Genomic DNA, 18,610 nt, shown 5'->3' on the forward strand with positions numbered 1-18,610 from the left:
GTCATCTATAGCGGCGGGCGGCTAGGGTTGGCACCTGTTTTTTTTGGAAAAATCGCACTCCGTGAACGAACGTATGAACGCCAGAAACGAAGCTTTTTCGGCTGCCGCGCTTGCTACCGAGGAAAGCCGTGCATCGGCCACGCCGATGATGGAACAATTCATCGAGATCAAGGCTAACAACCCGGGCTCGCTGCTGTTTTACCGCATGGGCGATTTCTACGAGCTGTTCTTCGAGGACGCGCTGGACGCATCGCGCGCGCTCGGCATCACCTTGACGAAGCGCGGCCAGCACATGGGCCAGGACATTCCAATGTGCGGCGTACCGGTCCATGCGGCCGACGACTACCTGCAGAAGCTGATTTCTCTCGGCTTTCGCGTTGCGGTCTGCGAGCAGGTCGAGGACCCGGCGGAGGCCAAGAAGCGCGGTTCGAAATCCGTCGTGAAGCGCGACGTCGTCCGGCTGGTTACGCCAGGTACGATCACCGAAGAGAAGCTGCTTTCGCCATCGGAATCGAACTACCTGATGGCACTTACCCGGATTCGCGGCGCCTCCGAGCCGTTGCTGGCGCTGGCCTGGATCGATATTTCGACCGGCGTCTTCCGGTTGGCCGAAACGGAAGCGTCGCGGCTGCTTGCCGATATCCTGCGTATTGACCCACGCGAACTGATCCTGCCGGACACGATGTTTCACGATCCCGAGCTGAAGCCGGTTTTCGACGTGCTGGGACGCACGGCTGTTCCTCAGCCCTCGGTGCTGTTCGACAGCGCAACGGCGGAGGGGCGTATCACGCGCTACTTCGGCGTATCGACACTGGACGGCTTCGGCACCTTCTCGCGCGCCGAGCTTGCGGCAGCGGCAGCGGCCGTCGCCTATGTCGAGAAGACGCAGATCGCCGAACGCCCACCGCTTGGCAAGCCGGAGCGCGAGAGCGCCGCCTCGACGCTGTTTATCGATCCCGCGACACGCGCCAACCTCGAACTTGCAAGGACGCTGTCGGGCGATCGCAACGGTTCGCTGCTCAAGGCCATCGACAGGACCGTGACAGGCGGCGGCGCGCGGTTGCTTGCCGAACGGCTGATGTCGCCGCTGACGGATCCCGTCAGCATCAACGAGAGGCTGGATTCGATCGGGTTCCTGATCGAAGAGCCTTCGCTGTGCGGCGATCTGCGCGATCACCTGAAACATGTGCCCGACATGCCCCGCGCGCTGTCGCGACTTGCGCTGGACCGCGGCGGCCCGCGCGATCTAGCGGCGATCCGCCAAGGCCTGAATGCCGCGGCCGATCTTGCTGGCCTTCTGAGAAACGCTCTGCTGCCGGAAGAACTGGTTCAGGCGCTGTCGGGGCTTTGCGCCCTGCCCTGCGACCTCGCCCGACTGTTGTCGGAAACGCTGGGCGACGAACTGCCGCTGCTGAAGCGTGACGGCGGCTTTCTGCGCGATGGCGCCAACGCGGAACTCGACGACGTGAGGGCGCTGCGCGACCAGTCGCGCCGCGTGATCGCCGGCTTGCAGCTGCAGTATGCCGAAGAAACCGGCATCAAGTCGCTGAAGATCAAGCACAACAATGTGCTCGGCTACTTCATCGAGGTGACCGCCGGCAATGCGGGCCCGATGACGGATACAGCGGAGGCGAAGGCGCGTTTCATTCACCGCCAGACCATGGCGAACGCGATGCGCTTCACCACCACCGAACTCGCCGATCTCGAGAGCCGGATCGCCAATGCGGCCGACCGGGCGCTGCAGATCGAACTGGAGGCGTTCGACCGGGTGACGGCCGCGGTGGTTGCGGAAGCCGAAGCGATCAAGGCCGGCGCACGCGCGCTTGCCGTTATCGACGTCGCGGCCGGCCTTGCGCTGCTGGCCGACGAGCAGGCCTATTGCCGGCCGCAGGTCGATGGATCGAAGATGTTTGCGATCGAGGGCGGCCGCCACCCTGTCGTCGAACAGGCCCTCAGGCGGCAGTCTTCCGGACCCTTCGTTGCCAACAACTGCGATCTTTCACCGGTCGCTGACGACAAGGACGGCGCCATCTGGCTGCTGACCGGCCCGAACATGGGCGGTAAATCGACATTCCTGCGCCAGAACGCGCTGATCGCGATCATGGCACAGATGGGCGCCTTCGTTCCGGCGACGAGCGCGCATATCGGCATCGTCGACCGGCTGTTCTCGCGCGTCGGCGCGTCCGACGATCTGGCGCGCGGGCGTTCGACCTTCATGGTCGAGATGGTCGAAACCGCGGCGATCCTCAACCAGGCGACCGAACGCTCGCTTGTCATCCTCGACGAGATCGGCCGCGGGACGGCAACGTTCGACGGCCTTTCCATTGCCTGGGCCGCAGTCGAGCATCTTCATGAGGCGAACCGCTGCCGCGGCCTGTTTGCCACGCACTTCCACGAGTTGACGGTCCTGTCGGAAAAGCTCGCACGGCTGTCCAACGCCACGATGCGCGTCAAGGAGTGGGACGGCGACGTCATCTTCCTGCACGAGGTCGGGCCGGGAGCGGCGGATCGATCCTATGGTATCCAGGTCGCGCGGCTTGCTGGGTTGCCGGCGTCCGTCGTGGCCCGCGCCCGCGACGTACTCACACGGCTGGAAGACGCCGACCGCAAGAATCCGGCGAGCCAGCTGATCGACGACCTGCCGCTGTTCCAGGTGGCGGTGCGTCGCGAAGACGGCAACCGCGGCCCGTCGAAAGTCGAGGAGGCGCTGAAGGGCATGAGCCTCGACGACATGACACCTCGCGAAGCGCTGAACGCGCTCTACAGTTTGAAAAAGCAGGTCAAGTAGGAGGCCAACGATGTTCATGGAGCGACTGCTTCGCGAAACGCAAAGGCTCGCCAATATTTTCACGGCGATCGAGGCCCTGCGACTTGCAGACGAACGCGGCAACCCGCGCGGCTGGGCCTCGCCCTTCGGCCTGCTGCAGATCACCCGCTGCTGCTCGATCATCTCCGACCTGACGCTTGCCATCGCCAAGGCCGGCTACCGCGAATGCGATAAGGCAATGCTCGACGAAATCGCCAGCGAAACGCGGCAGGTTCTCTATACGGTGAACGCGCAGATCGGCGCCTGAGGACGCAGCCTTTCGAACCGCCTTTTGCTGCAGCAACACCTTTTCGCCAAAATTAAAGGTTCTTGCAGTATGAAGCCGTGTCAATCGACCGGCAAAGAGGCTATAGCGCATGCAGACGAAACGAGAGGCGCACTCCGACGACGTGGCGCCGCGTGAACAGGAAGCCGCCCCGCGCATGGCGCCGACGAACGACACCGACTTTTCAGCCATTCTCGATACGGCCTATCTCCAGCAGATGTGCGACGCCGTTGCCGAAGCCAACAAGACGCGGCCGGATGTCATGCGCGCCGACCTGTTGGCCATCATGAAGAAGGCCAGCAACGAAGGCCGCGAGAAAGCGCGCGAGCTTCTGTCTGCCGACGGCAGCGGGTTGCGGTGCGCGCGGCGCATTTCCTGGCTGCAGGACCAGCTCATCACAGTTCTCTACCGGTTCGTCACGAGCCACGTGTTTCCGGCGCAGCGCGACAAGTTCGCGGTTACCGCGGTCGGCGGCTACGGCCGAGACACGCTCGCTCCGGGCTCCGACATCGACCTGCTCTTCCTCTTCCTGCCCAAGCCGGCGGAGGAGACGCACAAGGCCGTGGAATTCATGCTCTATGTCCTCTGGGACATGGGCTTCAAGGTCGGCCACGCCACGCGCACGATTGACGAATGCATCACGCTGTCGCGCTCCGACATGACGATCCGCACGGCGATCCTCGAGATGCGCTACATCTGCGGCCTGACATCGCTGGCGACCGACCTCGAGACGCGCTTCGACAAGGAAATCGTCACCGGGACCGGGCCGGAGTTCATTGCCGCCAAGCTCGCCGAGCGCGACGAGCGGCACCGCAAGGCCGGCGACACGCGCTATCTGGTCGAGCCGAATGTCAAGGAAGGCAAGGGCGGCCTGCGCGACCTGCACACGCTCTTCTGGATCTCGAAATATTACTACCATGTGCGCGACGCCGCCGAACTGGTGGCGCTGGGCGTCCTGTCCAAGCACGAATACCGGCTTTTCGAGAAGGCCGACGATTTTCTCTGGGCGGTGCGCTGCCACATGCATTTCCTGACCGGCAAGGCGGAAGAGCGGCTCTCCTTCGACATCCAGCGGGAAATCGCCGAGGCGCTCGGCTATCACTCGCGGCCGGGCCTGTCGGCGGTCGAACGCTTCATGAAGCACTACTTCCTGGTGGCCAAGGACGTCGGCGACCTTACCCGGATTCTCTGCGCCGCGCTCGAGGACCAACAGGCCAAGTCGACACCCGGATTGTCCGGCGTGATCAGCCGCTTCGCCCACCGCAGCCGCAAGATTCCCGGCAGCACAGACTTCATGGAAGATCGCGGCCGCATTGCACTCGCGAGCCCTGACGTCTTCAAGCGCGATCCCGTCAACATCATCCGGCTCTTCCACGTCGCCGATATCCACGGCCTGGAATTCCACCCTGATGCCCTGAAGCGCGTGACGCGCTCGCTCAGCCTGATCGACAATGCCCTGCGTGAAAGCGACGAGGCGAACCGCCTCTTCATTTCGATCCTCACCTCCAAGCGCGACCCCGCGCTGATCCTGCGCCGCATGAACGAAGCCGGCGTGCTCGGCCGCTTCATTCCGGAGTTCGGCAAGATCGTCGCGATGATGCAGTTCAACATGTACCACCACTATACCGTGGACGAGCATCTGATCCGCTCGGTCGACGTGCTGTCGGAGATCGACAAGGGCAAGGCCGACGACCTGCACCCGCTTGCCAACAAGTTGATGCCCGGCATCGAGGATCGCGAGGCGCTTTACGTCGCCGTGCTGCTGCACGACGTCGCCAAGGGCCGCCAGGAAGACCATTCGATCGCCGGCGCGCGCGTCGCCCGCAAGCTCTGCGCCCGCTTCGGCCTGTCGCAGAAGCAGACGGAGACCGTCGTCTGGCTGATCGAGGAACATCTGACGATGTCGATGGTGGCGCAGACCCGCGACCTGACCGACCGCAAGACCATCACCGACTTTGCCGACCGCGTGCAGTCGCTCGAGCGGCTGAAGATGCTGCTGATCCTGACGATCGCCGATATTCGTGCCGTCGGTCCGGGCGTCTGGAACGGCTGGAAGGGCCAGCTGCTGCGGACGCTCTACTATGAAACCGAGCTGCTGCTCGCCGGCGGTTTCTCGGAAGTGTCCCGCAAGGAGCGCGCCAACTTCGCCGCCGAGGCGCTGTTCAACGCGCTGGCGGACTGGAGCCAGAAGGACCGCAAGACCTACAGCAAGCTGCACTACCAGCCCTACCTGCTGTCCGTGCCGCTGGAAGACCAGGTGCGCCACGCCGGCTTCATCCGCCAGGCGGACAAGGCCGGCCAGGCGCTGGCGACCATGGTGCGCACCGACAGCTTCCATGCTATCACCGAGATTACCGTGCTGTCGCCCGACCATCCGCGCCTGCTCGCGGTCATCGCCGGCGCATGTGCCGCTGCGGGCGCCAACATCGTCGACGCGCAGATCTTCACGACATCGGACGGGCGCGCGCTCGACACGATCCATGTCAGCCGCGAATTCAAGGACGATGCCGACGAGCTGCGCCGAGCCGGCACCATCGGTCGGATGATCGAGGACGTGCTCTCGGGCCGCAAGCGGCTGCCGGAAGTGATTGCCACGCGCACCAAGAACCGCAAGAAGAGCAAGGCCTTCGTCATCCCGCCGTCGGTCACCATCTCCAACAGCCTGTCGAACAAGTTCACGGTCATCGAGGTCGAGTGCCTCGACCGCACCGGGCTGCTGTCCGAGGTCACGGCTGTTCTCTCCGACCTGTCGCTCGACATCCAGTCGGCCCGCATCACCACCTTCGGCGAGAAGGTGATCGACACCTTCTACGTCACCGATCTCGTCGGCCAGAAGATCTCCGGCGACAGCAAGCGATCGAACATCACCGCGCGCCTGAGGGCCGTCATCGCCGAGGAACAGGACGAGCTTCGCGAACGCATGCCGTCCGGTATCATCGCGCCGGCGAGCACCGCCCGCAGCGCCGTGCCGACTGACAAGAAAGCGGATTCCACCGCATGAGCCTATACGCATGAGCCTCGTCAAGAAATTCGCCACCGTCGGCGGCGCCACTCTGGGCAGCCGCATCTTCGGTTTTGCCCGTGAAACGCTGATGGCGGCCGCACTCGGCACCGGGCCGATGGCCGACGTCTTCTATGCGGCCTTCCGCTTCCCCAACCTGTTCCGACGGCTGTTTGCGGAAGGCGCGTTCAACGCCGCCTTCGTGCCGCTGTTTGCCAAGGAAATCGAGGCGAACGGGACCGACGGGGCAAAGCGCTTCTCGGAGGAAGTGTTCGGCGTTCTCTTCTCGGTGCTGCTGCTCATCACCATCGTGATGGAGCTGGCGATGCCGCTCCTGGTGCGCTTCATCATCGCGCCGGGCTTTACCAACGATCCCGACAAGTTCGACATTACCGTGCGCATGGCGGCGGTGATGTTCCCCTATCTCATGTGCATGTCGCTGACGGCGATGATGAGCGGGATGCTGAACTCGCTGCATCACTTCTTTGCCGCAGCGATCGCGCCTGTCTTCCTCAACGTGGTGATGATCGGGGCGCTGTTTTATGCGCTCTACACCGGTGCCGAACCGCTGCAGACCGCATGGTACCTCTCCTGGGGCGTGCTGGTGGCCGGTATCCTGCAGCTTGTCGTCGTCTATCTCGGCGTGGTTCATGCCGGCATGAGCATCGGCCTGCGCTTCCCGCGCTTCACGCCGAACGTCAAACGCCTGCTGATCCTCGCCATTCCGGCCGCCGTCACCGGCGGCATCACCCAGATCAACCAGATGATCGGCCAGGCAATCGCCTCCTCGCGGGAGGGCGCCATCGCGGCCCTGCAATATGCCGACCGCATCTACCAGCTGCCGCTCGGCGTCGTCGGCGTCGCCGTCGGCGTGGTGCTGCTGCCGGAACTGGCGCGCGCCCTGAAGGCCGGCAATCTGCGCGAAGCCGGAAATCTGCAGAACCGCTCGATCGAGTTCGTGCTGTTCCTGACGATCCCAGCCGCCTTCGCGCTCTGGATCCTCTCCGACGAGATCATCCGCGTGCTCTACGAGCGCGGCGCCTTCCACCAGGAAAACACCGCCATCGTCGGCTCGATCCTTGCCATCTACGGCATCGGCCTGCCCGCCTTTGTATTGATCAAGGCCCTGCAGCCGGGCTTCTACGCACGCGAGGACACCAGGACGCCAATGCGGTTTTCGGCGGTCGCCGTTGGGGTCAACTGCGCCACCGCGCTCACGCTCTTTCCTCACCTCGGTGCTCCCGGCATCGCAGTCGCGGAAGCAACGGCCGGCTGGATCAGCACCGTGCTGCTATTCTCCACCTTGCTGCGCCGCGGCCATCTCGCGTGGGAGTGGGCGCTGGCGCGTCGCGCCGCGCTTCTCGTCGTTTCTGCTGCCGTCATGGGCGCGGCGATTATGTATCTTCAGCACCGTTGGGCGCCGTGGCTTGCCTCGGACGCTCGCCTGACAACGAAGATCAGCACGCTCGGCCTGCTGATCCTGATTGCCATGACCGTCTACTTCGCCACGGCGTTCCTGATCGGCGGCGCGAACCTCGGCATGATCCGCCGCAATCTCAACCGCAAGCCGGCGGTCAAGACGGACACCTAGCCACCGCCTTGGCCTAACAGTAGACCCAGCGGCGGCTTGGACCTATGTCGACGTGGACGATCCCGTTGCAGTAACGCCCGATGCCGCCGATGCCGGGGGCGTCTTCCGCGATCGCGATTATCGCACGATCAGAAAGCCCCGGAATGCGAATGTCGGCCGCGGCACAATTTCGATGCTGCGAATGCGACCGACCGCTATGCCTGAGGCCCGACGTCACCAGCGGACGCCGGCCGGTCCTGAGTGCGATATAGGCCAGGATCCCCTTCAGCTTCGGCGGAAAGCAACTCGCCCGGACACTGACGGTCTGCAATGTGTAAGCAACCTTCTCGGTGGGCGCTGCAGGCCCCAAGGAAATTCTACGCACGTTCTGGGCACTCGCACTGTCGAAACAGGACAGGCTGAAAAGACCGGCTAACGCGATCGAAAACGCAGTATGCATGGTTCCCTCCCCAGCTAGAGCGTGGGCTCGGCCACACGCTCGAGTTTGCGGCCGGAAAAGCTCTCCCCAAAAATGGCCTTTTTGTGAAATTTCATACCCACCAATGCAAGATTTAGCCCCATTTTACCGCCAATTGATAAAGTAGAGATACCTAAAAAGAGGTAGAAATTGCTCAACACTAAAAATTGAATTAGAAAATTCACAGAAATTTAAATGCGATTTTCCCCGGCCGAAACAGACGCCTTACAATCCCTCCGTTCTGTTGTCGGATACCCCGCAAGGCGTTGCGGCGAAACGGGACCGGCGCCGGGTGAAGGGGGAAGACGCAGGCTTCCTCACCAGGGGTTCGCAGAAAATGGCTTCCCTCCGGAGACGGCGTGCTGCGGCGACGCAGCCCGAGTTTCGCTTCGGACGTGCCTGTGTGGCACACAAGGTTTTCGGGCGGAGCACTGCTTCCCCCCCGAAGGCTGCAGAGGGGCCGGAGTTGCGCACAAAAACCGCCGAACGGGGCGCTGGAAAGCGCCATTCCTCTTTACTCAAACGCGGCAATTTCCAGCGCCCCGTCCGAGTGAATGCCATGCCCAAGCCACGGACCGATTCCGGCCGCGTGAGCGCGCAACCGTGCCTTGCGAGCACCGCCCGCAATCATTCGGCGCGGCGAAGGCCCAGCCCCCTTGATTGCCGGGCTTTGCCCGTGCATAAGCCGCTGCGTTAGCAACATGGGCCGTTGGCCGCCGCGCGCAATCCCGACCGCAAAACGGCGTGTTGCGATCGGGATTGCACGCAGATCTAAAAGTGTTACTGCGTCCTTCACGCGTCAAAGACGCGTGGCGCAGTAAAGGCCCTCCACAAGCCTAATCGAGGACATGATGAGCGAATTCAAGAAACTGGTCTTTTCGGGCGTTCAGCCGACCGGCAATCTCCATCTCGGCAACTATCTCGGCGCGATCCGCAAGTTCGTGGCGCTGCAGGACGGCAATGACTGCATCTATTGCGTCGTCGACATGCATGCGCTGACCGCGCAACTCGTGCACGAAGACATGCCGAACCAGATCCGATCGATCGCAGCCGCCTTTATCGCCTCCGGCATCGACCCTGAAAAGCATATCGTTTTCAACCAGTCGGCCGTGCCGCAGCATGCGGAACTCGCCTGGATCTTCAATTGCGTCGCGCGCATCGGCTGGATGAACCGCATGACGCAGTTCAAGGACAAGGCCGGCAAGGACCGCGAGCAGGCCTCGCTCGGTCTCTATGCCTATCCGAGCCTGATGGCTGCAGACATTCTCGTCTATCGCGGAACGCATGTTCCCGTTGGTGACGACCAGAAGCAGCATCTCGAGCTGGCCCGCGACATCGCCATGAAGTTCAACCTCGACTACGCCGAGCATATCCGCAAGGCCGGATACGGGATCGACATCACCGTCGGGGATGAGCCGGTGCATGCCTATTTTCCGATGGTCGAGCCCTTGATCGACGGTCCGGCACCGCGCGTCATGTCGCTTCGTGACGGCACCAAGAAGATGTCGAAGTCGGATCCGTCCGATCTGTCGCGCATCAACCTGATGGACGACGAAGATGCGATCTCCAAGAAGATCCGCAAGGCCAAGACCGACCCGGATGGCTTGCCGAGCGAGATCGACGGCCTCAAGGGTCGTCCGGAAGCCGACAACCTCGTCGGCATCTACGCGGCACTCGCCGACAAGTCGAAGGCCGAGGTGCTTTCGGAATTCGGCGGCCAGCAGTTCTCGGTCTTCAAGCCGGCCCTGATCGACCTGTCGGTCAACGTGCTGTCGCCGATCACCGCCGAGATGCGCCGCCTGATGGCCGACACGAGCCACATCGACGCGATCCTTCGCAACGGTGGCGAGCGGGCAAGGGCACGCGCGGAAGTGACGATGAAGGAAGTCCGCGACATCGTCGGCTTCCTTTACTAGGCCAAGCGCCAATAGCCAGGTTCCGGGCGGCCAAGCCGCCCGGACTTGTCGAACCGGGTATGACAGCGTAGTCTCATAGGACCCCTGCGGAGGCTCCGATGCGTGATCGTAACCTCATTCAAATCGGCGCGATGGAAGTCCGGTTCCTGATCGACGAGGATCAGAGTTCGGAAAGCGTCGTCATGTTCGAATTCGTCGTGCCGTCGCAATCCAGGGTGCCGGCCGCGCATTTTCACAGGGATGTCGACGAGGTGATCTACGGGATTGCCGGCACGATGACGACCACCGTCGACGGAAAAAAGCACGAGGTGGCCCCTGGGCAGACGGTGTTCATCCCGCGCGGCGTCGTCCACACCCATGAGAACCTTCACGCAGAAACCGCACGCGCTCTCATCACCATGACTCCCGGACTGATCGGCCGTCGGTACTTCGAGGAAATCTCTGCGGCGATGAACGTCAAGGGCAAGCCTGATATCGAGCATGTCAAGGAAATCATGCTGCTTTACGGCCTCGTGCCGGCGTGAACTGACCACCGGATCCGCGCAAAACGAGGACTTGCAAATTTTCGGGATCGGGTGTCAGAGTCCGCTCCATGGTATCAAAACGACTCTCCAGGCTTGAGGGCCATCGCCGCAAATTCATGGCGGTCATCGACGACACGCCCGAGTGCCAGCGGGCTGTCCACTACGCCGGCCGCCGTGCAAAAAACTCCAATGGCGGCCTCGTGCTCGTCTACGTCATTCCGGACGGAGACTTTCAGCAATGGCTGGGTGTCGAGGAGATCATGAGGGCCGAAGCGCGCGAGGAAGCCGAAGCGGTCGTCGCCAAATCGGCGCAATTGGTGCGCGAGACAATCGGCATCGAACCCGAGGTCGTCATTCGCGAGGGAAGTGCAGCCGAACAGATCAACGCGGTGATCGAGGAAGATCGGGACATCGCCATTCTGGTGCTCGCGGCGAGTTCGGCAAAGGAAGGCCCGGGACCACTCGTGTCGTCCGTGGCAGGTCGCGGCGCAGCCTTTCCCATCCCCGTCACCGTGCTTCCTGATACACTGACCGACGAGGAACTTGACGCACTGGCTTGATGCGTTTTCTTGAGTGACAGTCTCTTGAATAGCAACGCCAAACGGCTTATTTCTCTTTTGAAGAATTCTAAAGACGGCTGGAGCCTTGCGCCCGCCGCACGGAGAGCAAGATGTTCATTCAGACCGAAGCCACGCCGAATCCCGCCACGCAGAAGTTTCTGCCCGGCAGGGTCGTAATGGAAAACGGCACCGCCGAATTCCGCAATGCCGACGAGGCCAACGCTTCGCCACTGGCGGCTCGCCTGTTCGACATTCCCGGCGTGACCGGCGTCTACTTCGGCTATGATTTCATCAGCGTTTCCAAGGAAAACCAGGAGTGGCAGCACCTCAAGCCCGCCATTCTCGGATCGATCATGGAGCATTTCATGTCCGGCAAGCCGGTCATGGGAGCGGCTTCCGTTCTCGGCGAAGCTGCCGATGCCGATGGCGAATTCTTCGACGAAGGCGATGAATCGATCGTTCTGACGATCAAGGAACTGCTGGAGACACGCGTGCGTCCGGCCGTTGCCCAGGATGGTGGCGACATCACCTTCCGCGGCTTCAAGGACGGCACCGTCTATCTCAACATGAAGGGCTCCTGCGCGGGTTGCCCGTCCTCGACGGCAACGCTGAAGCACGGTGTCCAGAATTTGCTGCGCCATTTCGTTCCCGAGGTGCAGGAAGTCGAAGCCGTCTGACGACCTGAACCAACATTCGCGATGACGCAGCGTTTGCAAGCGTGGCGTGGCGATGTATGGACAGTCAGGAACGTTTTATTCGGAAATTGATGCCATGATCATACTGGCGCTCGACACCGCAGGTGTGGATTGCGCTGCCGCTGTCTATGACAGCGGCAGGAATACGGTGCTGGGGGAGGCATCGGACATGATCGGCAAGGGGCATGCAGAACATCTGATGGGGATCGTCGACCGCGCGCTGGATCAGGCGGGCATCGCACTTTCCGCCGTCGAGCGCATCGCCGTTACTGTCGGTCCCGGCTCCTTTACTGGCATTCGCGTTGGCGTCGCCGCTGCTCGCGGCTTCGCGCTGTCGCTGGGCGTCCCCGCGGTTGGCGTGACGACGCTCGCCGTCATGGCGGAGGCTGAGCGGCAACGGTCGCCGGGCCAGGCCGTGCTCGCTGCAATGGATGCCAAGCGCAACGAGATCTACCTTCAATCCTTCGATCCCGCCGGCCGCCCGCTCGACGAGGCACGCGCAGTCACGACCGAGGACGCACAGGCATTCGCGGCGGACTTCGACGGTGCGATCACCGGCTCCGCGACCCCGCTGCTGAGGCCTAACGCCGGCGAGCAAGCCAACCATTTTCCAATTTCCATCGTGGCGCGCCTCGGCGCTGCCGCAGACCCCTCTTCCGGAAAGCCGAAGCCTCTTTATCTGCGCGGACCTGACGCCAAGCCGCAGGCCGGGTTCGCCATTGCGCGAGTATGACCATGCTGGAATCCTATCTGACGCTGAAGCCGGAATTCGAAATCGTCGCCATGGATGCTGAAGACTGCCGCGCGGTCGCAGCCCTTCACGGGGAGCGTTTTGCGCGGCCATGGGGAGATGGCGAGTTCTATAGCCTGCTGACCCAGAGCACCGTCTTCGGCTTCGTCGCACGCCAGACCAACGCCTTCCTGAAGAAGCCGCTTCCCGGCTTCGTCCTTGCCCGCGAAGTTGCTGGCGAGGCGGAAATCCTGACGATCGCCGTGCAGGCAAAGGTAGCGCGCGCCGGGCTCGGCTGGCGACTGATGCAGGCCGCGATGCGCGAAGCAAAGCTGCGCGGCGGCGAGAGCATCTTCCTCGAGGTCGATGACGGCAACGTGGCGGCACTCGGCCTTTATCGCAAACTCGGCTTCGACAAGGTCGGCGAGCGTCGTGGATACTACAAGGATGCGAATGGCGGGGTTTCCACCGCGCTTGTCATGAAGCGCGTTCTTCGCTAGTTCCGTTACACAACGTTGACTATCGGAAGGCGGCACATGACTGAAGTGGCCAAAACCCTTGAGGAGCTTTGTGCTGAACGCGGCATGCGCATGACCGAGCAGCGCCGCGTCATTGCGCGCATTCTCGAGGAATCCGAAGACCACCCCGACGTCGAGGAACTCTACCGCCGCTCGGTGAAGGTCGACGCCAAGATCTCGATCTCGACCGTCTACCGCACCGTCAAGCTCTTCGAAGACGCCGGCATCATTGCGCGCCATGACTTCCGCGACGGTCGCTCCCGCTACGAGACCGTGCCGGAAGAGCACCACGACCACCTGATCGACCTGAAGACCGGCGTGGTCATCGAATTCCGCTCGCCGGAGATCGAGGCACTGCAGGAGCGGATCGCCCGCGAGCATGGCTTCCAACTCGTCGATCACCGGCTGGAACTCTATGGCATTCCGCTCAAGAAGGACGAGCACTGAGGCCATGAGTGGTGCAGCCGCGGAGTTCTCGACTTGATCGCCTGGCTGCGCGTCGCCCTCGCCGCCATCGTCATTGTCATCGCCAGCATCGTGCTGATGCCCTGGCAGCTTCTGGCGTTGCGCTTCGACTGGCGGATGCGGCGCTGGCTCCCGCGCGTCTGGCACCGTATCGTCTGCTTCTGCCTCGGCATCCGCGTCCGCGTCCACGGCAAGATGGAAACGCACCGGCCACTGATGCTGTGCGCCAACCATTCCTCATGGATGGACATCATGGTTCTGTCTTCGATTGCCGATGTCGCCTTCATCGCCAAGATCGAGGTGCGTGACTGGCCGATCTTCGGCGCGCTTTCCAAGCTGCAGAAGAGCGTCTTCGTCGTGCGAGAGGAGAAGCGCAAGACGGGCAACCAGGCCAGCGAGATCGCGGCCCGGATGGCGGACGGCGAGATCGTCGTGCTGTTTCCCGAAGGCACCACATCGGACGGTAACCGGCTGCTCGACGTCAAGTCATCCCTGTTCGGCGCGGCTGCAATGGCCGTACCTGCTTCACCCACCGGTGTCGTCACCGTGCAGCCCGTCGCGATCGCTTATACGGGCGTACACGGTCTGCCGACGGGGCGTTATCATCGTCCTCTGACGTCCTGGCCCGGCGATGTCGAGATGTTTCCGCATCTCAAGGACATGCTGAGATGCGGTGCTTTCGAGGTGGATGTGTGCTTCGGCGAGGCGGTCCGTTACGGGCCCGAGACCAAGCGCAAGGATGTCAGCGCGACGATCGCCCAGCGGATTCGCACGATGCTCGGTGCGGCACTGCGCGGCCGCGATTTGGACTGAGACAAGATTTCCGTTTTCTCGCGCGCCAAAAACCACTAAATAGCGCGCCATGACCCAGGACAGCGCCCTCCTCCCGGCCCCGGAGACCAATCTCCGCGATGGCAGCAACAGCCGCAAGGTTTTCATCAAGACCTACGGCTGTCAGATGAACGTCTATGACTCGACCCGGATGAGCGATGCGCTTGCCCGCGACGGCTATGAGCCGACCGAGGACATGGCCGAGGCTGATCTCGTGCTGCTGAATACCTGTCATATCCGCGAGAAGGCCGCCGAGAAGGTCTACTCGGCACTTGGCCGCCTGCGCGACATGAAGAAGGAGCGCAACAAGGAAGGCCGCGAGTTCATGATCGGCGTGGCCGGTTGCGTGGCGCAGGCCGAGGGCGAAGAAATTCTGCGCCGTGCGCCTGCCGTGGATGTCGTCATCGGCCCGCAGACCTACCACCGCCTGCCGGAAGCACTGCGTCGGGCCAAGGAAGGCCAGCGCATCGTCGATACGGAATATGCGCTGGAAGATAAGTTCGAGCACCTTCCCATCGCCGAAAAGACGAAGATCCGCTCTCGCGGCGTGACCTCGTTCCTGACGGTTCAGGAAGGATGCGACAAGTTCTGCACCTTCTGTGTCGTGCCCTATACGCGCGGTTCGGAAGTGTCGCGCCCGGTCAGTCAGATCGTCGAGGAAGCGCAGAAGCTTGTCGAAGGCGGCGTGCGGGAAATCACCTTGCTAGGCCAGAACGTCAATGCCTGGCATGGCGTGGGGCCGAACGGCCAGGAATGGACGCTTGGCGACCTGCTCTACCGGCTGGCGGAAATTCCCGGTCTCGCTCGCCTTCGCTACACGACCAGCCACCCGCGCGACATGGATGACCGGCTGATCGAAGCGCACCGTGATCTGCGCGCGCTGATGCCCTACCTGCACCTTCCCGTGCAGGCGGGCTCCGACCGCATCCTCAAGGCCATGAACCGCCGGCACACCGCCGCCGAATATCTGACGCTGATCGAGCGCATCCGTGCTGCCCGTCCTGACATCGCGCTTTCGGGCGACTTCATCGTCGGCTTTCCGGGGGAGACAGATCAGGATTTTGAGGATACACTGCAACTCGTGGAGAAAGTCCGCTATGCGCAGGCCTTCTCCTTCAAATACTCGACGCGGCCGGGTACGCCCGGTGCGGATCTGAAGGACCAAGTGCCGGAAGAGATCAAGGCAGAACGGCTCGAACGCCTGCAGGCGCTTCTTTTGAAGCAGCAGCAGGAATTTGCCGAATCCTGCGTCGGGAAAACCATCGAACTGTTGCTCGAAAAGCCCGGTCGTATGTCTCAACAACTTATCGGCCGTTCTCCCTGGCTTCAGTCGGTGAATGTTGATGCAAAGACATCGCAAATCGGTGACATTATTAGAGTGCGAATCACCGGAACCGGAACCAACAGCCTGTTTGCCGAGATAGCAGAGGCTGAGGTCTAAACCCAAGGAGCTCGACCGCTTGAACGGACAAGAATTGGTTTCTTCTTCACCGCGCCACCCACGCATCGCGAGCGACGCCAATCACTTTATACTGACGTTCGAGAACAATAGGTTCGCCAGCGAGTTGTTCGGCCAATTTGACCAGAACCTCAAGCTGCTCGAGGAGCGCCTGAACATCGACGCCCGAGCGCGCGGCAACTCCGTCGTGATTTCCGGGGACATCGTCACCACCAATCAGGCGCGCCGAACGCTCGACTATCTCTATGAGAAGCTTCAGAAAGGCGGCAGCGTGGAACGATCCGACGTCGAGGGTGCCATCCGCATGGCGGTTGCCGCTGACGACCAGCTCAGCCTGCCGACGATGGAAAAGAAGGCCAAGTTGACGATGGCCCAGGTCTCGACGCGCAAGAAGACCATCATTGCCCGCACGCCGACGCAGGACGCCTACCTCAGGGCGCTCGAACGCGCCGAGCTGGTGTTTGGCTGTGGTCCGGCCGGTACCGGCAAGACCTATCTTGCCGTGGCCCATGCGGCTCAGCTTCTGGAGCGCGGCGTGGTCGAGAAGATCATCCTGTCGCGTCCGGCTGTCGAAGCCGGCGAACGCCTGGGCTTCCTGCCCGGCGACATGAAGGAAAAGGTCGATCCGTACCTTCGCCCGCTCTATGACGCGCTTTACGACATGATCCCGGCCGACAAGGTCGATCGTGCGATCACCGCCGGCGTCATCGAAATCGCGCCGCTTGCCTTCATGCGCGGTCGTACGCTTGCGAACGCCGCCGTCATCCTCGACGAGGCGCAGAACACGACGTCGATGCAGATGAAGATGTTCCTGACGCGTCTCGGCGAAAACTCTCGCATGATCGTGACTGGTGACCCCAGCCAGATCGACCTGCCGCGCGGCGTCAAATCCGGCCTCGTGGAAGCCCTGCAGCTTCTGAACGGGGTCGAGGGCATCTCGATCGTCCGCTTTAAGGATACGGACGTCGTCCGTCACCCGCTCGTCGGACGCATTGTCAGGGCCTACGATTCCACTTATGCAGTGGAATCCGAAGAGGTTAACCGGCAGGACTGATGGCGGAACTTGATATCCAGATCAGCGTCGAGGAGGGCCAGTGGCCCTCCGAAGACGTCTTGCATGCATTGGCGGACCGTGTATTGGAGACAGCCGCGACCTATCTGCGCGAGACCGAGAAGCAGCCATTTCCGAAAATAATCCCCGAGGTCTCACTGGTTTTTACCGACGACGCGTCGATCCAGGACATCAATGCTGAATGGCGGGGCAAGGACAAGCCGACCAACGTGCTGTCGTTTCCGGCATTCCCGGTCCAGCCCGGCAAGGTCCCCGGCCCGATGCTCGGCGACATCATCATCGCCAGAGAGACGGTGGAGCGCGAGGCGACCGAGCTTGAGAAGAGCTTTGATGACCACCTGACGCACCTGATGGTGCACGGATTCTTGCATCTTTTCGGCTACGATCATAATAATGACGCGGAAGCCGAAATTATGGAGGGGCTGGAGACTCGCATTTTGGCGGCACTCGGCCTATCTGACCCATACGAGGGTCAAGACCTTAAAATGGAACCATGAGCGACTTTACGACGAGACCGGCCCCTGAGGCCAAGGACGCCGACCAATCCTCCTCTTCCGACGAGGGTGGCAGTAGTAGCAGGCAGTCCGGACGATCCCAATCCTTCTGGTCGCGCGCAGCACGCATCCTGAGGCCGCAGCAAGGCTCGCGTCTTCGCGAGGATCTGGCCGACGCGCTGATGACGGATGCAGCCGGCGACGATGCCTTTTCGCCCGACGAACGGGCGATGCTGCACAATATCCTGCGCTTCCGCGAGGTTCGCGTGGCCGATGTCATGGTTCCCCGCGCCGACATCGAAGCCGTGGATCAGAACATCACCATCGGTGAGCTGATGATCCTGTTCGAGGAATCCGGCCGCTCCCGTATGCCTGTCTACGCCGAAACGCTGGACGACCCGCGCGGCATGGTCCACATCCGCGATCTGCTTTCCTATGTCGCCAAGCAGGCGCGCAACAAGCGCCGCAGCGGCACGAAAACCATCAAGGCGGTCGAGCCGATCGTCGAAGTGTCGCCCGAGCACCTGCAGAAGGCGCCTCGCGTGGCCAAGCCGAATTTCGATCTTGCCCGCGTCGATCTGCAGAAGACGGTCGCCGAAGCCGGTATCATCCGCAAGATCCTGTTCGTTCCGCCGTCGATGCTCGCGTCGGATCTGCTGCGCCGCATGCAGGTCAACCGTACGCAGATGGCGCTTGTCATCGATGAATATGGCGGCACCGACGGCCTCGCTTCGCACGAGGATATCGTCGAGATGGTGATCGGCGACATCGACGACGAACACGACGACGAAGAGGTCATGTTCAAGCGCATTTCGGAAGACGTCTTCGTTGCCGACGCGCGCGTCGAGCTGGAAGACATCGCCGAAGCGATCGGGCCCGACTTCGACATCACCGAACAGGTGGATGAAGTCGACACCCTGGGCGGCCTGATCTTCTCCGAACTCGGGCGCATCCCGGTGCGTGGCGAGGTGGTTCAGGCCCTGCCCGGCTTCGAGTTTCACATTCTCGATGCCGATCCGCGCCGCATCAAGCGGGTCCGCATCACGCGCAAACGCCAGGCGATCCGCCGCCGTATCAAGACCGACGGGGACGGCGCGTCGGGTCCGGAGCACGGCGACGAACGGCAATCGGAAGCCCCCACGACAAACTGATCAGCGCCTACCACGACAAATGGCGGCTTTTTTGAAAGACTGCGAACACAATTG

17 protein-coding genes are annotated in these 18,610 nt (G+C 62.3%); 16 read left to right on the top strand and 1 reads right to left on the bottom strand.

Going from position 1 to position 18,610, the window contains the following annotated elements; genetic code table 11:
• Nucleotides 1–73: 73 nt before the first annotated feature.
• From mutS to murJ, 4 genes are all read left to right on the top strand, one after another.
• Nucleotides 74–2,788 carry a DNA mismatch repair protein MutS gene (gene mutS / locus QTL94_RS02950; RefSeq protein ID WP_502944101.1) on the top strand — a complete coding sequence of 905 codons (2,715 nt, stop codon included), beginning with the start codon at nt 74–76 and terminating at the stop codon, nt 2,786–2,788.
• A 10-nt stretch (nt 2,789–2,798) separates the two neighbouring features.
• Nucleotides 2,799–3,074, top strand: coding sequence for a hypothetical protein (locus tag QTL94_RS02955; RefSeq protein WP_065689291.1), 276 nt, complete (start codon nt 2,799–2,801; stop codon nt 3,072–3,074).
• Nucleotides 3,075–3,183: 109 nt separating this feature from the next.
• Nucleotides 3,184–6,093, top strand: a complete 2,910-nt coding sequence (locus QTL94_RS02960; protein ID WP_289800535.1) for a [protein-PII] uridylyltransferase — start codon at nt 3,184–3,186, stop codon at nt 6,091–6,093.
• Nucleotides 6,094–6,103: 10 nt separating this feature from the next.
• The gene (gene murJ, locus QTL94_RS02965; protein ID WP_289800536.1) at nt 6,104–7,684 is read left to right on the top strand and encodes a murein biosynthesis integral membrane protein MurJ; all 1,581 of its coding nucleotides are present in this window, start codon (nt 6,104–6,106) and stop codon (nt 7,682–7,684) included.
• Nucleotides 7,685–7,697: 13 nt separating this feature from the next.
• Here murJ and QTL94_RS02970 read toward each other — a convergent pair whose 3' ends face one another.
• The gene (locus tag QTL94_RS02970) at nt 7,698–8,123 is read right to left on the bottom strand and encodes a YcbK family protein (protein ID WP_065689288.1); all 426 of its coding nucleotides are present in this window, start codon (nt 8,121–8,123) and stop codon (nt 7,698–7,700) included.
• An 869-nt stretch (nt 8,124–8,992) separates the two neighbouring features.
• Here QTL94_RS02970 and trpS point away from each other — a divergent pair.
• The 12 genes from trpS to QTL94_RS03030 all read left to right on the top strand — a co-directional run bounded on the left by trpS (nt 8,993) and on the right by QTL94_RS03030 (nt 18,556).
• The gene (trpS, locus tag QTL94_RS02975; RefSeq protein WP_113520380.1) at nt 8,993–10,057 is read left to right on the top strand and encodes a tryptophan--tRNA ligase; all 1,065 of its coding nucleotides are present in this window, start codon (nt 8,993–8,995) and stop codon (nt 10,055–10,057) included.
• Between the two features lie 98 nt (nt 10,058–10,155).
• A complete protein-coding gene (locus QTL94_RS02980; protein WP_289800537.1) occupies nt 10,156–10,581 on the top strand; it encodes a cupin domain-containing protein in 426 nt (141 codons plus the stop codon).
• A 68-nt stretch (nt 10,582–10,649) separates the two neighbouring features.
• Nucleotides 10,650–11,141 carry a universal stress protein gene (locus QTL94_RS02985; RefSeq protein WP_065689283.1) on the top strand — a complete coding sequence of 164 codons (492 nt, stop codon included), beginning with the start codon at nt 10,650–10,652 and terminating at the stop codon, nt 11,139–11,141.
• Between the two features lie 110 nt (nt 11,142–11,251).
• The gene (locus QTL94_RS02990; RefSeq protein WP_065689282.1) at nt 11,252–11,818 is read left to right on the top strand and encodes a NifU family protein; all 567 of its coding nucleotides are present in this window, start codon (nt 11,252–11,254) and stop codon (nt 11,816–11,818) included.
• 94 nt (nt 11,819–11,912) lie between these two features.
• Nucleotides 11,913–12,569 carry a tRNA (adenosine(37)-N6)-threonylcarbamoyltransferase complex dimerization subunit type 1 TsaB gene (gene tsaB, locus QTL94_RS02995; protein ID WP_289800538.1) on the top strand — a complete coding sequence of 219 codons (657 nt, stop codon included), beginning with the start codon at nt 11,913–11,915 and terminating at the stop codon, nt 12,567–12,569.
• Nucleotides 12,566–13,066: a GNAT family N-acetyltransferase gene (locus QTL94_RS03000; protein ID WP_502944095.1), complete on the top strand. Its 501-nt coding sequence runs from the start codon at nt 12,566–12,568 to the stop codon at nt 13,064–13,066. Before tsaB ends, QTL94_RS03000 begins: the two co-directional genes overlap by 4 nt.
• A 36-nt stretch (nt 13,067–13,102) precedes the next feature.
• Entirely contained in the window at nt 13,103–13,531 is a 429-nt protein-coding gene (locus QTL94_RS03005; RefSeq protein ID WP_065689279.1) for a Fur family transcriptional regulator, read from the top strand.
• A 33-nt stretch (nt 13,532–13,564) separates the two neighbouring features.
• Nucleotides 13,565–14,362, top strand: a complete 798-nt coding sequence (olsA, locus tag QTL94_RS03010) for a lyso-ornithine lipid O-acyltransferase (protein WP_289800539.1) — start codon at nt 13,565–13,567, stop codon at nt 14,360–14,362.
• 49 nt (nt 14,363–14,411) lie between these two features.
• Complete coding sequence (gene miaB, locus QTL94_RS03015) at nt 14,412–15,821, top strand: tRNA (N6-isopentenyl adenosine(37)-C2)-methylthiotransferase MiaB (protein ID WP_289800540.1); 1,410 nt, start codon at nt 14,412–14,414, stop codon at nt 15,819–15,821.
• Between the two features lie 19 nt (nt 15,822–15,840).
• Nucleotides 15,841–16,893 (top strand): PhoH family protein, encoded by a 1,053-nt coding sequence (locus QTL94_RS03020; protein ID WP_289800541.1) that lies wholly within the window; start codon nt 15,841–15,843, stop codon nt 16,891–16,893.
• Nucleotides 16,893–17,408, top strand: a complete 516-nt coding sequence (gene ybeY, locus QTL94_RS03025) for an rRNA maturation RNase YbeY (RefSeq protein ID WP_289800542.1) — start codon at nt 16,893–16,895, stop codon at nt 17,406–17,408. The genes QTL94_RS03020 and ybeY overlap by 1 nt, the downstream gene beginning before the upstream one ends.
• Nucleotides 17,405–18,556: a hemolysin family protein gene (locus tag QTL94_RS03030; RefSeq protein ID WP_289800543.1), complete on the top strand. Its 1,152-nt coding sequence runs from the start codon at nt 17,405–17,407 to the stop codon at nt 18,554–18,556. The genes ybeY and QTL94_RS03030 overlap by 4 nt, the downstream gene beginning before the upstream one ends.
• Nucleotides 18,557–18,610: the final 54 nt, after the last annotated feature.

Origin of the sequence: Rhizobium sp. S96 (assembly GCF_030382195.1) — a bacterium.
Lineage (GTDB): Bacteria > Pseudomonadota > Alphaproteobacteria > Rhizobiales > Rhizobiaceae > Rhizobium.

Coding starts and splice junctions, on each gene's coding strand:
- QTL94_RS02970 (WP_065689288.1), bottom strand. CDS start 8,123: ATGCATACTGCGTTTTCGATCGCGTTAGCCGGTCTTTTCAGCCTGTCC.
- tsaB (WP_289800538.1), top strand. CDS start 11,913: ATGATCATACTGGCGCTCGACACCGCAGGTGTGGATTGCGCTGCCGCT.
- ybeY (WP_289800542.1), top strand. CDS start 16,893: ATGGCGGAACTTGATATCCAGATCAGCGTCGAGGAGGGCCAGTGGCCC.
- QTL94_RS03030 (WP_289800543.1), top strand. CDS start 17,405: ATGAGCGACTTTACGACGAGACCGGCCCCTGAGGCCAAGGACGCCGAC.
- QTL94_RS02955 (WP_065689291.1), top strand. CDS start 2,799: ATGTTCATGGAGCGACTGCTTCGCGAAACGCAAAGGCTCGCCAATATT.
- QTL94_RS02980 (WP_289800537.1), top strand. CDS start 10,156: ATGCGTGATCGTAACCTCATTCAAATCGGCGCGATGGAAGTCCGGTTC.
- QTL94_RS02985 (WP_065689283.1), top strand. CDS start 10,650: ATGGTATCAAAACGACTCTCCAGGCTTGAGGGCCATCGCCGCAAATTC.
- QTL94_RS02990 (WP_065689282.1), top strand. CDS start 11,252: ATGTTCATTCAGACCGAAGCCACGCCGAATCCCGCCACGCAGAAGTTT.
- QTL94_RS02960 (WP_289800535.1), top strand. CDS start 3,184: ATGCAGACGAAACGAGAGGCGCACTCCGACGACGTGGCGCCGCGTGAA.
- murJ (WP_289800536.1), top strand. CDS start 6,104: ATGAGCCTCGTCAAGAAATTCGCCACCGTCGGCGGCGCCACTCTGGGC.
- trpS (WP_113520380.1), top strand. CDS start 8,993: ATGAGCGAATTCAAGAAACTGGTCTTTTCGGGCGTTCAGCCGACCGGC.
- mutS (WP_502944101.1), top strand. CDS start 74: ATGAACGCCAGAAACGAAGCTTTTTCGGCTGCCGCGCTTGCTACCGAG.
- miaB (WP_289800540.1), top strand. CDS start 14,412: ATGACCCAGGACAGCGCCCTCCTCCCGGCCCCGGAGACCAATCTCCGC.
- QTL94_RS03005 (WP_065689279.1), top strand. CDS start 13,103: ATGACTGAAGTGGCCAAAACCCTTGAGGAGCTTTGTGCTGAACGCGGC.
- QTL94_RS03000 (WP_502944095.1), top strand. CDS start 12,566: ATGACCATGCTGGAATCCTATCTGACGCTGAAGCCGGAATTCGAAATC.